Annotated in this window: 12 protein-coding genes; 1 reads left to right on the top strand and 11 read right to left on the bottom strand. The window is 41.2% G+C overall.

What is annotated here, in order from left to right; all coding sequences use genetic code 11:
- Positions 1 to 7: 7 nt before the first annotated feature.
- The 4 genes from fucP to ESA94_RS00580 all read right to left on the bottom strand — a co-directional run bounded on the left by fucP (position 8) and on the right by ESA94_RS00580 (position 4663).
- The gene (gene fucP / locus ESA94_RS00565) at positions 8 to 1279 is read right to left on the bottom strand and encodes an L-fucose:H+ symporter permease (RefSeq protein ID WP_129128919.1); all 1272 of its coding nucleotides are present in this window, start codon (positions 1277 to 1279) and stop codon (positions 8 to 10) included.
- 69 nt (positions 1280 to 1348) lie between these two features.
- Positions 1349 to 2194 carry a fumarylacetoacetate hydrolase family protein gene (locus tag ESA94_RS00570; protein WP_129128920.1) on the bottom strand — a complete coding sequence of 282 codons (846 nt, stop codon included), beginning with the start codon at positions 2192 to 2194 and terminating at the stop codon, positions 1349 to 1351.
- Positions 2195 to 2225: 31 nt separating this feature from the next.
- The gene (locus ESA94_RS00575) at positions 2226 to 3002 is read right to left on the bottom strand and encodes an SDR family NAD(P)-dependent oxidoreductase (protein ID WP_129128921.1); all 777 of its coding nucleotides are present in this window, start codon (positions 3000 to 3002) and stop codon (positions 2226 to 2228) included.
- A gap of 17 nt (positions 3003 to 3019) precedes the next feature.
- Entirely contained in the window at positions 3020 to 4663 is a 1644-nt protein-coding gene (locus ESA94_RS00580; protein ID WP_129128922.1) for a UxaA family hydrolase, read from the bottom strand.
- Between the two features lie 165 nt (positions 4664 to 4828).
- On the opposite strand from ESA94_RS00580, the gene ESA94_RS00585 reads away from it, so the two are divergent.
- Entirely contained in the window at positions 4829 to 5707 is an 879-nt protein-coding gene (locus ESA94_RS00585) for an AraC family transcriptional regulator (protein ID WP_129128923.1), read from the top strand.
- Between the two features lie 405 nt (positions 5708 to 6112).
- Here ESA94_RS00585 and ESA94_RS00590 read toward each other — a convergent pair whose 3' ends face one another.
- From ESA94_RS00590 to ESA94_RS00620, 7 genes are all read right to left on the bottom strand, one after another.
- On the bottom strand, positions 6113 to 6379 hold the full coding sequence (locus ESA94_RS00590) for a GIY-YIG nuclease family protein (RefSeq protein ID WP_129128924.1): 267 nt from the start codon (positions 6377 to 6379) through the stop codon (positions 6113 to 6115).
- A gap of 69 nt (positions 6380 to 6448) precedes the next feature.
- On the bottom strand, positions 6449 to 8371 hold the full coding sequence (locus ESA94_RS00595) for a glycoside hydrolase family 97 protein (RefSeq protein WP_129128925.1): 1923 nt from the start codon (positions 8369 to 8371) through the stop codon (positions 6449 to 6451).
- Positions 8372 to 8555: 184 nt separating this feature from the next.
- The gene (locus tag ESA94_RS00600; protein WP_129128926.1) at positions 8556 to 9140 is read right to left on the bottom strand and encodes a LutC/YkgG family protein; all 585 of its coding nucleotides are present in this window, start codon (positions 9138 to 9140) and stop codon (positions 8556 to 8558) included.
- Complete coding sequence (locus ESA94_RS00605; protein ID WP_205755882.1) at positions 9137 to 10516, bottom strand: lactate utilization protein B; 1380 nt, start codon at positions 10514 to 10516, stop codon at positions 9137 to 9139. The genes ESA94_RS00600 and ESA94_RS00605 overlap by 4 nt, the downstream gene beginning before the upstream one ends.
- The gene (locus ESA94_RS00610) at positions 10513 to 11250 is read right to left on the bottom strand and encodes a (Fe-S)-binding protein (RefSeq protein WP_129128927.1); all 738 of its coding nucleotides are present in this window, start codon (positions 11248 to 11250) and stop codon (positions 10513 to 10515) included. Before ESA94_RS00610 ends, ESA94_RS00605 begins: the two co-directional genes overlap by 4 nt.
- A gap of 110 nt (positions 11251 to 11360) precedes the next feature.
- Positions 11361 to 12737 carry an FGGY-family carbohydrate kinase gene (locus ESA94_RS00615; protein WP_129128928.1) on the bottom strand — a complete coding sequence of 459 codons (1377 nt, stop codon included), beginning with the start codon at positions 12735 to 12737 and terminating at the stop codon, positions 11361 to 11363.
- On the bottom strand, positions 12737 to 14011 hold the full coding sequence (locus ESA94_RS00620; RefSeq protein WP_129128929.1) for a sugar isomerase: 1275 nt from the start codon (positions 14009 to 14011) through the stop codon (positions 12737 to 12739). The genes ESA94_RS00615 and ESA94_RS00620 overlap by 1 nt, the downstream gene beginning before the upstream one ends.
- Positions 14012 to 14020: the final 9 nt, after the last annotated feature.

The raw sequence follows: 14020 nt of genomic DNA on the forward strand, positions 1-14020 counted from the left end.
GATTTAATTAGTGACCAACAGAAACTTTTACAGCTGCTTTTTTCAATTGCGTTGCACCATAATATGCAATGACTGCAAAACAGACGAGCGGAACGATGTAAGCGATCTGGATATTGCCACCGTTTGCATCACTCAGTTGTCCCATCAATACAGGGAACAATGCGCCGCCCACAATTGACATCACAATAAACGAAGAAGCAATTTTACTTTCTTCACCCAAACCATCAATACCCAATGCAAAAATGGTTGGGAACATGATGCTCATAAAGAACGGTACCGCCATCATTGCATACACCGCCACACTTCCTTTGCTCATAATCGCAACTGCAAGCAATGCAATATTGATCAGTGCATAAACACTTAACAATGCTGCAGGTTTAAAGTAACGCATGAGGAAGGTGCCAACAAAACGACCGGCCATAAAACCAACCATCGCAATGGAGCCCCACCAATAGGCTGCTTCTTTTTCACCCATGTTCATCGTGTATTTCGAAAAGCGGATGAAGAAACTACCCACGCCAACCTGTGCGCCTACATAAAAAAATTGTGCAATCACTGCCCAACGAAAATGCGGAAAGCGGAATACACGGAAAGAAAATTCTGATTTACCATCTGTTGTATGCTTCTCTTCAATTTCAGGAAGCTTGATCAACGCAAACAAGATCAGGATCACCAATACAACAGAACCAATAACGATGTAGGGCATTTTGATAGTGCCTGCTTCAAAACTTAAATAAGATTGCAACTGCTCGGTCGACATTTGTTTTAATTCCGCTTCGGTATGCTCAATGCCTGATAAGATAAACTTACCACCAATGAGCGGCGCAATAAATGCACCAACACCGTTAAACGATTGTGCAAGATTCAAACGCCTTGCTGCTCCTTCTTCTTCACCCAACTTGGTGATGTAGGGATTGGCAATTGTTTCCAGAAACGTTGCACCTGCTGCCATTACAAATAATGCGGCAAGAAAGAAACTATAACTTCTTGCAGAAGCCGCAGGAATAAACAAATACGCACCTACACAATAAAGTATCAGGCCAACAAGTATTCCTTTTTTGTAGCCATATTTATGCATGAACCATCCGGCAGGAATGGCCACAAGAAAATAGCCGAAGTAAACCGATGAATCAATGAGAGCACTTTCTGTGTCGGTAAGCGTACAGGCTTTCTTAAGATGCGGAATTAAAATGGGATTGATATTGTGTAAAAATGCCCAGAGGAAGAAAAGACTGGTCACCATAATAAAGGCAACCAAAAAGGATTGTTTTGATTTCATATGCAAGTGGTCGTTCTGTTTTATTGATAATGAAAGCGTCTGATAATTTTATCAGACGCTTTCATTTGTTTATTTTTTAAAAGCAATTACAGTCTGCTTCGATGTTCCCAGTCCATCAATACCCAACTCCATTACATCGCCGGGTTTGAGATATACTGGCGGATTCATACCCAAACCTACACCTGCAGGCGTACCCGTTGAAATAATATCGCCGGGCAACAAGGTCATGAATTTACTTACGTACGAAATAAGGAATGGAACATTGAAGATGAGATTGCTTGTTGAACCATCCTGTACTTTTTGTCCGTTGAGTGTTAACCACAAACGAAGTGCATGCACATCTTCCACTTCATCTTTAGTCACCAACCATGGACCGATTGGTGCAAACGTATCGCAACCTTTTCCTTTATCCCATGTACCGCCACGTTCCAATTGAAATTCACGTTCGCTGATATCGTTGTGCAAACAATAACCTGCAACATAATCCATCGCTTCTGCTTCTTCCACATACGATGCTTTCTTACCAATGACAACTGCCAGTTCCACTTCCCAATCTGTTTTTACTGAATTACGTGGAATCATCACTTCATCATTCGGGCCAATCAAAGCTGATGTTGATTTAAAAAAGATCACCGGTTCACTTGGAGGCGTTGCACCAGTTTCTTTTGCATGATCGCTATAATTCAAACCAATGCAAACGATCTTTGATGGACGCTTTACCGGACTACCGTAACGATCAACATTCACCACAGGCAATTTAGCAGTAGCGACAAGCTGTTCTAATTTCTTCAACCCATCATTTGCAAAAAAATCTTCATCGTAATCGTTTACATGTGCAGACACATCGTAACAAATGGTGCTTAGCATGACACCTGGTTTCTCTTTACCTGCTTCACCAAAGCGGATCAGTTTCATCTCTATTCAGTTTATATGTTTTGTGTTGTAATTAATTATTCAGTTTAATAAATCCACCATCAATCGGGTAATCACAACCGGTAATAAAACCTGCTTCGTCGCTACAGAGATACAATGATAGATAAGCAATTTCATCGGTTGTACCCATACGGCCAATCGGCTGACTCTTCGATAATTTTTCAAACATCTCCTCTTCTTTACCCGGATAATTCTTTGCAAGGAAACCTTCTACAAACGGTGTAAACACACGTGCAGGCGAAATACAATTGCAACGGATATTGCTACTGAGATAATCTCTTGCAGTAGATAATGTCATACCAAGCACTGCACCTTTACTCATGCTGTATGCAAAACGATCAGTAATACCAACCGATGCAGCAATAGAACACATATTAAGGATCGCTCCTTTCTGTTGTTCTTTCATCACCGGCAATACTTCGTGCAAACAATTGTACACACCTTTTACATTGATGTTAAAGATGCGGGTGAAATCTTCCTCACCTGTTGATTCTGCTGTGCCGATATGTGCCACGCCGGCATTGTTGATGAGGATATCAATGCTATGTCCGTTTGCTTTTATTTGCTCTACCGCTTTTTTTACTTCCTGCTGATCGGCAATATTTAAAACAATAGCATACGCAGATCCACCTTCGGCTTTAATTTCTTCCACCGATTGTTCTGCACCTTTTTTATCAATATCAAAAATGTAAACCGTTGATCGTTGTTTGGCAAACAGTTTTGCAATTGCACGGCCAATACCGCTGCCGCCGCCGGTAACAATCGTTGTTTTGTTCGTAAGTTGAAACATGTACTAATTAAAAAATGTTAGAGAGATACACCACGTTTCCATGGAATGAAATCGTCCTGGTTCAGTTGCACAGCTTTCGGAATTACTTCGCCACTTGCTGCACGTATCACATACTCCAGTATTTCCTCTCCCACTTCAGGAATTGTTTTATCGCCTTCAATGATGCTGCCTGTATCGATATCAATAATATCGCCCATGCGTTTTGCAAGATTGGTATTGGTTGATACTTTAATAACCGGACAAACAGGATTACCTGTTGGTGTACCCAACCCTGTTGTAAACAAAATAAGTGTAGCACCACTTGCTGCTTTACCTGTTGTTGCTTCCACATCGTTACCGGGTGTGCATACCAAATTCAAACCGGGTTTCACTGCAGGCTCTGTATAATCGAGCACATCTGTTACGGGTGATGTGCCACCTTTCTTACATGCGCCGTTACTTTTAATGGCATCAGTGATCAAACCATCTTTGATATTACCGGGCGATGGATTCATATGAAAGCCTGAACCGGCTGCAATTGCCTGGTTATTGTAATCGGTCATCAGCTTCATAAACTTGCGTGCAGTTGGTTCGTTCACCGAACGATCAATAAGATCTTGCTCTGCACCACATAATTCAGGAAACTCTGCTAACAATACTTTACCACCTAAACCAACAACCAGATCAGCACAATAACCAACTGCAGGATTTGCAGAGATACCACTGAAGCCATCGCTGCCGCCGCACTTCACACCCACTACCAATTCAGATAATGGTGCAGGTTTACGTTCGATCTTGTTTACTTCAATGAGGTTTACATACGTTTGTTGAATAGCTTCAGCGATCATTTGCGGTTCGCTTCTGCTTTGCTGTTGTTCATAAATAAGAATTGGTTTGCTGAAGTTTGGATTACGTTCAGCAAGGTAACGTTCAAAATCACGCACCTGTAAATTCTGACAACCTAAACTCAACACCGTTACACCTGCAACGTTTGGATGATCGGCATACGACGCTAACAGTTTACCAAGTAATTCTGCATCCTGTCTTGTACCACCGCAACCACCGGGGTGCGTTAAGAATTTAATACCATCTACATTTTTAAATACACGACTGCTGCCGGGTGTTGATAGCACAGAAGTAATATCTACCTGTGTAATATCCTGTCCCTGTTGATAAGCATCAACAAGTTTACGAGTATAAGTTTTGTATTTATCAGTAACCGCATAGCCAAGTTCGTTGTGCATGGCTTCACGAATTACATCGAGATTACGGTTTTCACAAAACACCATTGGAATAAAGATCCAGTAGTTGGCTGTACCCACACGACCATCTTTGCGATGATAACCCATGAATGTTTTACCTGCAAACTTCGATACATCCGGAGCTGTCCATGTATAGTTTGAACCATGATAATCGAATTGATCAGTTGCATGCTTGGTATTCTCCGTACTCATGCGTGCACCTTTTAAAACAGGTTGTGCAATGGTACCAACCGTTACACCATACATGATGATCTTTTCGCCGGGCTGCATGTCCTGCATAAAGATCTTGTGTTTACCTGCAATATCTTCTGTGAGCGTGATGGATTCGTTTTGAAAGCTGATGGTTTCGCCCTGTTTCAGATCTTTCAGCGCTACCAGTACATTGTCCGAAGGATGGACTTTTAATACGTTTTGTTTCATATAGCAAAATGCTTTATCAAAAAGAAATGCCGGCTTTTACAGCGGCAGTTTAAGCAAGTAAAATTAATCAAATGACCGTCTTCTGCTTTTACTTTTATTGGCTTTGTGTTGTACTATTTTGGCAACCTGCTGGCATATTTCGTTATTTTGTGATAAAATACTGTAATGAATCCGCATCTCCTCAAAGTAAGTACAGGGCCGCACCAGAGTTTCAATATCCGGCACGATGTGGTTCAGTATTTCTATAACCGCTGGCATTTTCACCCGGAAATTGAACTGCTGCATATTCAGAAAGGAACAGGTTTGCAGTTTATCGGCGATTCCATTCAACGGTTTAAAAAAGATGATGTGATACTGGTGGGCGCTAACCTTCCCCATTTGTGGCGATGTGATGATGCGTATTTTCAAAAGAGTAAAACGCTAAGGGCGCAATCGAATGTGATCCACTTTAAAGAAGATTTTTGGGGTGAGCGTTTTTTAGAATTGCCGGAAAATAAAAAGCTGAAACAGTTACTGGAGAAAGCAAAGCGTGGCATCAGTATTAGTGGCGCTACCCGGCAGTTTGTGATTGCACAGATGGAGCAGATGCTTGAAGCAAAAGACAGTGACCGTATAGTGTTGCTGTTGCAGATATTAGGACGGATTGCACAAAGCAAACAACTGAAGCTGATATCATCTGCAGGCTTCAGTACACAACTGGAACAGAAATCAACGGATAAGATCAATTCGGTGTATGCTTATACGTTGGCACATTTTAAAGAGAAGATCAGTTTAAAGAAGATCGCTGAAGTATCGAATATCAGTCCCAATTCTTTCTGCCGGTATTTTAAAGTGCATACACGTAAAACCTACAGTAACTTCTTGCATGAGTTACGTGTTGGGCATGCAAGTAAATTGTTGATTGAAAACAAACTTTCCATTTCGCAGATCTGTTACGAAAGCGGTTTTAATAACGTTACCAACTTTTATAAAACCTTTAAACGGTTTACGGGACAAACGCCATTGGCATTTCAACAGATGTATAATACAACTGCGGGAGAATAGAGTTTGTTGAAAAGCGAATGAACAATCGGAGCGTCATTGCGAGCCCTGTTGTTTGGCGAAGCAATCTGTTTGGTTGAGGTAGATTGCTTCGTTCCTCGCAATGACGAAGCCTCTATGGCTGACTTATTTTGCCTTTGAATGTTTTACAATGGCATTGCCTGTTTAAATGTCTTCCCAATCCTTCCAGTTGATTCTTATGATTGGGCGGGTGAATGTAGAGTATTACTACGAAGAATGCAACAATCGTAGCGTCATTGCGAGCCCTGTTGTTTGGCGAAGCAATCTGTTTGGTTGTGGTAGATTGCTTCGTTCCTCGCAATGACGTAGCCTCTATGAGCTGACTTTCCTATAACAATGTTTTTTGCAATGTGATCACCAGTCTTTAATATCTTCCCATAAATCCTTTCATTCAGGATTCATTCTACTGATGAGCATTTCCTTTTGTTTTCTGTTACCGCCTTTTATTCTTTTTTCTTCTTCAATTGCAGCTTCTATCGTTTCGTAAAATTGATAGTAAACCAGCTTTATGCAATTGTACGTGGCTGTAAAGGAATTGGGATTGGTTTTGTTCTTATGCTGCTGCACTCTAACTAAAAGGTCGCTGGTTACGCCTGTATAAATAGTTGTATTGTTTAAACTACTTATTATGTAAACCGTTCCGCCTTTTGCCATCCGTTCAAATTAATAAATAAAATTCCCGAATGAAATATTGCACTAACGTATTTGCGGAAAATAATACTGTTACTCCAACACAACCACAAAACCACCAGCCGCAGGCATGGTAATGGTTTGTGTTTTTCTTGCGTTCACCTGTTTTTCAGCAAACAGTTTTTCGCCTTCTGCTTCAGTGATCAGTTTTGCAGCTTTCTTTTTAAATGAAGAAAGATCGAGCTGAATGGTCTTGGCGGTTGCATCGCCATTGATACCGGCGATGTACCATTTATTTGCCGAACGCCTTGCGATCACCACATATTTACCGGGGAAACCATCGATGAATTTTACCTCATCCCACGTGTTGGGCAACGTACGTAAAAACTGTTGAATGTTTTCGGGCACATGCTGCATGCCTTCGGGTGATTCTGCATAATGTTGAATACCGGAGAGAAATAAGACCGATGTTGCCAATTCAAATGCAGCGGTTGTTTTGCGCTGCACCTTGCTTTGAATTTTATACAGGTTCATCGGAGTAAAATCCATTGGATCGAATGCGTTGCGTGTGAACGGAAGCATAGCGCAATGTGTAGCCTGTTTATCAGCATCAGGTTGTTCGAATGTTACCATTTCAAAACCACGTACGGCTTCTGTAGTCATCAGCTGCGGATAGGTACGGCTCCATCCTCTTGGCAATGTGGCTCCATGAAAATTCACCAACAGTTCATACTTCGCTGCATCTTTTAAAATATCAAGATAGTAAGCAATTACTGATTGACCATCGCCTGCAAAGAAATCGATCTTCACACCTTTGATGCCCATCTCTTTCAATCGCTGAAATTCTTTTGCACGACTTTCCGCAGTAAGCAATAAGTTTTTTGGTGTGTATTTCACCGTATTCCAATCGCCTGCAGAATTATACCACAACAGTAAACTCACATTTTTTGTTTTGGCATAATCGGCCAGTTCTTTCATTTTATCGTAACCGATCTTGGTATCCCAGTTTACATCAATCAAACAATACTGCCATTTCATAGCTGATGCAAAATCAACATATTTCTTCTGCTCATCGTACACAATGAAATTGTCTTTTGAGTTGATCCAGCTCCATGATGATTTACCCGGCACTACAAATGCAGTGTTCTTGATGGTTGATGATTTTGCAAGATCAGTTCCTGCAGTTGATTCGATGATGGTTGCCAAACTTCCAACAGTGATGATGCGCCAAGGCGAGGTATAAGTTGATTGAAAAGTTGGCAACAAACCTTTGCCGGTAATGATCTCACGTGGATCGGGATAGCCAATGCAGTATTCACCATCAGGAGATTCAGCTTTTAATCGTGTGGCACAATCGCCTGCTTCCAATGATGCTTCGGTGATGAGTGCCCACACATCGTTTGAACGGAACAAAGCAGGATAGATCCATCCTGCTGCAGAAGGTGATTTTGTTCCTACTGCAACATCCTGCACATAATGCTCTTCATACGCAGGATTGGTTTGCTCCCATCCTGTTTTTGAAACCTGCATCGGCTGTAACCATGCCTTTGCTGTTAATGGAAAATGAAAGCTGGTTAATTCATTTGTGATGTTATCGGTAAAATTATTTCCTTCCTTGTATTGATAACGGAAAGCAACTGCATCGTTCGATACCTGGAAAATAATGTCAAGCGATTTACCATTGCTGTTTCTAAATTGTACGATGCGTTTGTTGGCTTTGTAAATGCTTTGTTTCTTCTTGCCATGCAATAAGCTGTATGAATCGTTTACCTGCTGTACCGGTGTTGCGCCTAAGAGATTATTTCCTTTTGAAAAATCAACCGTTGCTGTTTGAATACCGAGTGAGGAAGTACGCAATACTTCTGTTTCGAGATGATGCACACTGTACTTAATAGCTCCTTCTTTGTTTACAGAAACCTGTACAGTTATTTTTTTATCGGGACTTGTAATACCAACCTGTGCACTAATAGTTGTATGCAATGAAACGAGAAGAAATACAGCAATCAAAAAGCGCATAAACAATCAATTAAGGGTTAACAATAATTGCCGCAAAGAAACAGAAAGATTGTTAGCGGAGGAAAATAAAAACCCTAACGAATGTGTGCTTAAAAATAGAAACACGGATGACACAGATTGATGCGGATGAAAACGGATTAAATCAGTGTATAATCAGCTAAAATCCGTGTCATCTGTGATTCTGTCATCCAACAATATGCACGATCAAACTTCTTGCACCGTGTGCACCAATTACCAGTGATTGTTCAATGTCTGCTGTCTTCGATGGGCCTGCAAGAAAAACACCAAAGCCTTCTTTTGCAGTTTCAAGTTGATTGTAGGCATGATGCATGGTTGGCACAATGTTTTTCTTTTCAATAACAATCACCAAGTGCTGACATATAAAAGGCAACAAACGATTACCCATATTGCTTTCGTACAACCAGATAGCGCCATTCTCCGCAACGGCAATGTTGCCGTTAATGTAAGCTGTATCAACAGCTGCAAGATCAGTTGCGGTTAATGTGTTAAGCGAATCACTTACTTCGCCCAATGCTTCAATACGATTCACCACAAAATCGCCATTGGCTTTCTTTGTTGCAAACTCCTCTTGCAGTGAAGAAAGCTCCTGCAATTCAACCGTACCACCGCCAATGCTTTGCAATACGGTTTTGTATTGCTGTACAAGATCATTGTATTGAATAACGTCATTCAAATCAATTGCAGGAAGTTCCACAAGTTGTGGTTTATTGGCAGTAATATTTTTCAGTATCGATTCTCTTGCACTCATTGTTTCTTGTTTTGAAGATACCAGTCACGGAAGCTTTGTTTGGGTGGCGCAGGCATTTTCCTTTGTTTATACCAGGGATTGAGTTTGTTGTTCACGATCCACGGAAATAAACGCATCACGCTTCTTCCCATCTTTCCAGCAAAGCGATACAGCCCAGGTCTTGCCAATAAAAAAGCCATTCCTTTCAATCCAGCCTTCTTTGTTGAATCAACATAACCTTCACTCACTAATACCTGTCGCCATTTCCACAACTGATCGTGTATATCAATTTTCACCGGGCATACATTGCTGCAACTGCCGCAAAGTGTAGAAGCAAACGGAAGATCAGCATTTGCTTTCATATCAATATTTGGATTAAGAATAGAACCGATAGGACCTGCAACTGCAGTATGATAACTATGTCCGCCACTTCTTCTGTAAACCGGACAAGTATTAAAACATGCAGCACAACGGATGCACTTCAATGAATTTCTGAAATCGGCACGACCAAGTTGTCTGCTTCTGCCGTTATCAACAATCACAATGTGCATCTCCTGCCCTTCTCTCGGTTTCATGAAGTGACTGGAGTAAGTTGTAATGGGCTGGCCCGTTGCACTGCGTGCCAACAAACGCAAAAACACAGAAAGATGTTCCGCTTTCGGAATCATTTTTTCAAAACCCATACAGGCAATATGAATTGGTGCAGCATGTGCACCCATATCGGCATTGCCTTCGTTGGTGCAAACAACAAAACCACCTGTTTCTGCAACGGCAAAGTTTACACCGGTGATGGCCAGTTCAGCTTCAATAAATTTTTCACGCAAATGCTGACGTGCAGCTTCTGTTAAATATTGCGGATCGTTATTTCCTTTTTCAGTATTGAGATGTTCATGAAACGTATCACTCACATCCTGTTTCTTCAAGTGAATAGCAGGTAATACAATATGACTTGGTGCTTCGTTACGCAACTGCACAATGCGTTCGCCTAAATCTGTATCAACTGTTACAATTCCTTTTGCATGCAGAAATTCATTAAAACCACATTCTTCCGTAAGCATGCTTTTACTCTTAACAATCTTACTGATGTTGTTTTTCTGAATGATATCGTAAATGATACGGTTATGATCAGCACCATCGGTTGCCCAATGCACCGTAACACCATTTGCTTTGGCGTTGCGTTCAAACTCCAGTAAATAGTTATCGAGATTGGAAAGTGTGTGTTGTTTTATTTGCGAAGCCCATTCACGCAACTGTTCCCATTCGGGTAAACCATGTGCGGCTTTATCTCTTTTCTGGCGAACAAACCAAAGCGTTTCATCGTGCCAGTTAGTACGTGGCTCGTCTTTAATAAAGTTTGCAGCAGCTTCGGCATGCTTCATTGTACTGTTGTGGCTCATGCGTTGCTGTTTAAAATTTCTGCAATATGAATGGTTTTCACTTTACTGCCGTTGCGTTTTAAAATTCCTTCTAAATGCATGAGGCAACTGGTGTCGCCACCGGTAATGTATTGCACATCGTTTTGTTGATGATCCGCCACACGATCCTTCCCCATCTTCACACTCACCGCTTCTTCAAACACACAAAACGTTCCGCCAAAACCGCAACATTCGTCGCTGCGTGTTGGCATCTTTAATTCCAAGCCGTTTACCATGTTGAGCAGTTGCTGCGGTTTGGAATATGCAGGAAGATTGCGTTCGCTCATAGATGAAAGATGTAACCCACGCTGACCATGACAACTGTTATGCAACCCAACTTTATAAGGGAATGATGCGTTGAGTTTTTCAACCTTCAACACATCTACTAAAAACTCAGTGAGCTCGTACACATGTTTGCGGATATGTTCTGCTTCGCCCGGATGTTGCTCATCATGCAGATGTTCTTTTAAGTGCAACACACAACTACCCGACGGCCCAACGATATAATCGAAGCCACGGAAGTTTGACACAAAATTTTTATCGCATGATTTGCTGAGTGAAGCGAAACCACTGTTGGCCATCGGCTGACCGCAACAGGTTTGATTGAGAGGGAAACTTACATCGCACCCCAGTTTTTCCAGCAACTGCAATGTTGCAATACCTACATTCGGATAAAACTGATCAATATAACAGGGAATAAATAATCCAACTTTCATCTCTACGTCCTTTATAATGATTTACAGATGTTATTTATCAAGGATCATCTGTATTCGCAAAGCAAAACTATGTGATTATCTTTTATAACAAGTGTTATACGATTGGCACTTTATTGCTTTGATTCAGCATAAAATTTCAACTCGATGATATCGGTTGGTAATGCTTTTGTGTTCCAGTTTTTATGAAAAGCCAGTGCTGCACCCAACGATGAAGCTTGCGCAACCGATGCCGCAAACACTTCAACATCTGTAAATGCGTCTGCCAGCATATGCATAAAGATGGGGTTCTTTCCAAAACCGCCATCTACAAAAATGCGTTTTACTTTAGTGCCTTTCAACACAAGATTGGTGCTGTACACCTGTTGTGTTATAAGATCAGCAATAAATTGATGATAAGCATGATCGTAATTGCTGAACTGTAACAGCTCACGGTTGGCAAAAGCCGATTCTTTGATCATTACATCATCATCGCTTGTTTTTGCAAATGTTTTTGTTTCGATGATGCTTTGAACAATCGCCGGGTTGTATTCTACAGTTTTATAATGATCGTTTGGTACATTGAAAAATTCTGCCAAACGTTTGGTTTGCTGTTCGTGTTCGTAACCTGCAAATAAACGGGATGCTTTTACAGGGTTGCCTTCGTACGAAAGATAACACAAACAATCCTGATGCAATTCAAGATCGCTCAGTTGCGAATGATTGAACGGATTCAACGTTATGCACCATGTACCGGTTGAAAGTAGTACGAACGGTTCATGAAATGAAGCGAGATAAGGTATTAATGCCGATGAGCTGTCGTGCAAACCGGCACCTGCAGGAATTTTTTCTTCTGTATAACCTGCAATGGCATCACTTTTTAAAATGGGTGCAAACTTCTCTGCAATGCTTTCTGCCTTTACCCACTCGTGGTATCTTTTTTCCTGAAAATCCCAAAGATTGGTGTGGCATCCAATGCTGGTTATATCGGTATGCAGTTTGCCGCTTAATACAAAACTGAGATATTGTGGTAAGTGCAATGCGTATGCGATCTGTGCAAATTTTTCCGGTTTTTCGTAACGTAAACGGTACAGCTGCATGCCCGAATTAAGATTACCTAAAACCGGAGATGCGGTTTCTTTCGAAACCATACTCTCTCCACCATATGTATCGTAGAAAAATTTCTGTAACTCGGGTGAATAAGGTTTGAGGTAGTTGTAAAGCGGGAGGATGACTTCATTGTTTTTATCGAGATAAACAAAACTGGCGCCATATGCCGAGAAGTTGACTGCCTTTATTTGAAAACGTTCGTCTTGCGAAACTTTTTCAAACGTTTCTTTTACCCAATTGGTAAGCAGTGTTACGTCTTCGCATGCAAAGCCATCTTCGTCTGCTGTTTCTTCCAGTTGTGTGCTTTCTTCGTGTACAACTTTATAATGTTCATCGAACAGCAATAGCTTTTTATTGGTTTTACCAATATCAAAAATTGCTATAACCGGAAGCTTTGTCATTATAAACCTGTTGCAATTGTTTTAGTTCCACGTTCTTTAATCAATTCAGCACGCAATTGCTGATCACGGAAGAATTGTAAAGGATACAATGCTGCACCACTGCGCAATCTTGCTTCTGCAACCAATGGACGCAGATCGGTGCGGAATGTATTTTGTAAAATTTCCTGTGCTGCTACAACATCGTTCGCTTCCTGTGCTGCGTTGAGTTTTTTTCTGTCAACAGTTAATGCCTGTGCATAAGCCAGCATAATGGCTTCAACAGATTGCAGCAGATCTTCCAGCGGATCTTTTACATTATGACTTGCATCAATCATCCAACCAAGATCGGTTGCATGATCCATTGCTCTTGCATCCATTCCTTCAACCAGTTCGTTAAAAATTAAGAACAGTTGATAAGGTTTGATGCTGCCAACGGTCAAATCATCATCACCATATTTACTATCGTTGAAATGGAAACCTGCCAGTTTACCTTCCATCAGCAACAACGAAACAATCTGTTCGATGTTGGCATTGGGAAGATGATGACCAAGATCTACCAATGTATACGCTTTCGGACCAAGTTTGTTTGCATACAGTAATGATTGTCCCCAATCCCCTACTGTCATTGAATAGAAGTTGGGTTCAAATGCTTTGTATTCAACAAACACTTTCCAGTCTTCGGGCAGTGTTGCATAAATTTCCTGTAAGCTTTCCAGTGTATTTTGAAATGCCTTACGGAAATTCAATTGGCCTGGAAAACAGCTACCGTCGCTTAACCAAACAGTAAGTGATTTTGAGCCAAGTTCCACACCATGTTTAATTACATCAATGTTATGTTCAATGGCTTGTTTGCGAACTGCTTTGTTTACATGTTGCAGTGAACCGAATTTATAACTCAACTCCTGGTCTTTCTGATCCTGGAACGTGTTAGAGTTAACTGCATCGAACTGCAATCCAAGTTGTGCAGCCTGTGCTTTAATAGAAGCATAGTTCTCAGGAATATCCCAGGGAATATGCAATGAGATTGCACCACTCGATTGGTTGAGCGCATGCAGCAAACCAACATCTTCTAATTTTTGTTCAAGACTGCCAGGTTCGCCGGCGCCTGCAAAACGGCCAAAACGTGTACCACCTGTACCCAAAGCCCAGCTGGGAATGGCTACCTGGAAATCGATAAGCTTTTGCAGCACATCTTCAACATTATTTATTTCGGAAGCAAGAAAATCGAATTTGCGTTTGTGAGCAGATGCATGCAATCCGTTAAATTCAGCAATCCTGTTTTTATCGAGAATCATAAAGCAAGT

Source organism: Lacibacter luteus, from assembly GCF_004118265.1.
Lineage (GTDB): Bacteria > Bacteroidota > Bacteroidia > Chitinophagales > Chitinophagaceae > Lacibacter > Lacibacter luteus.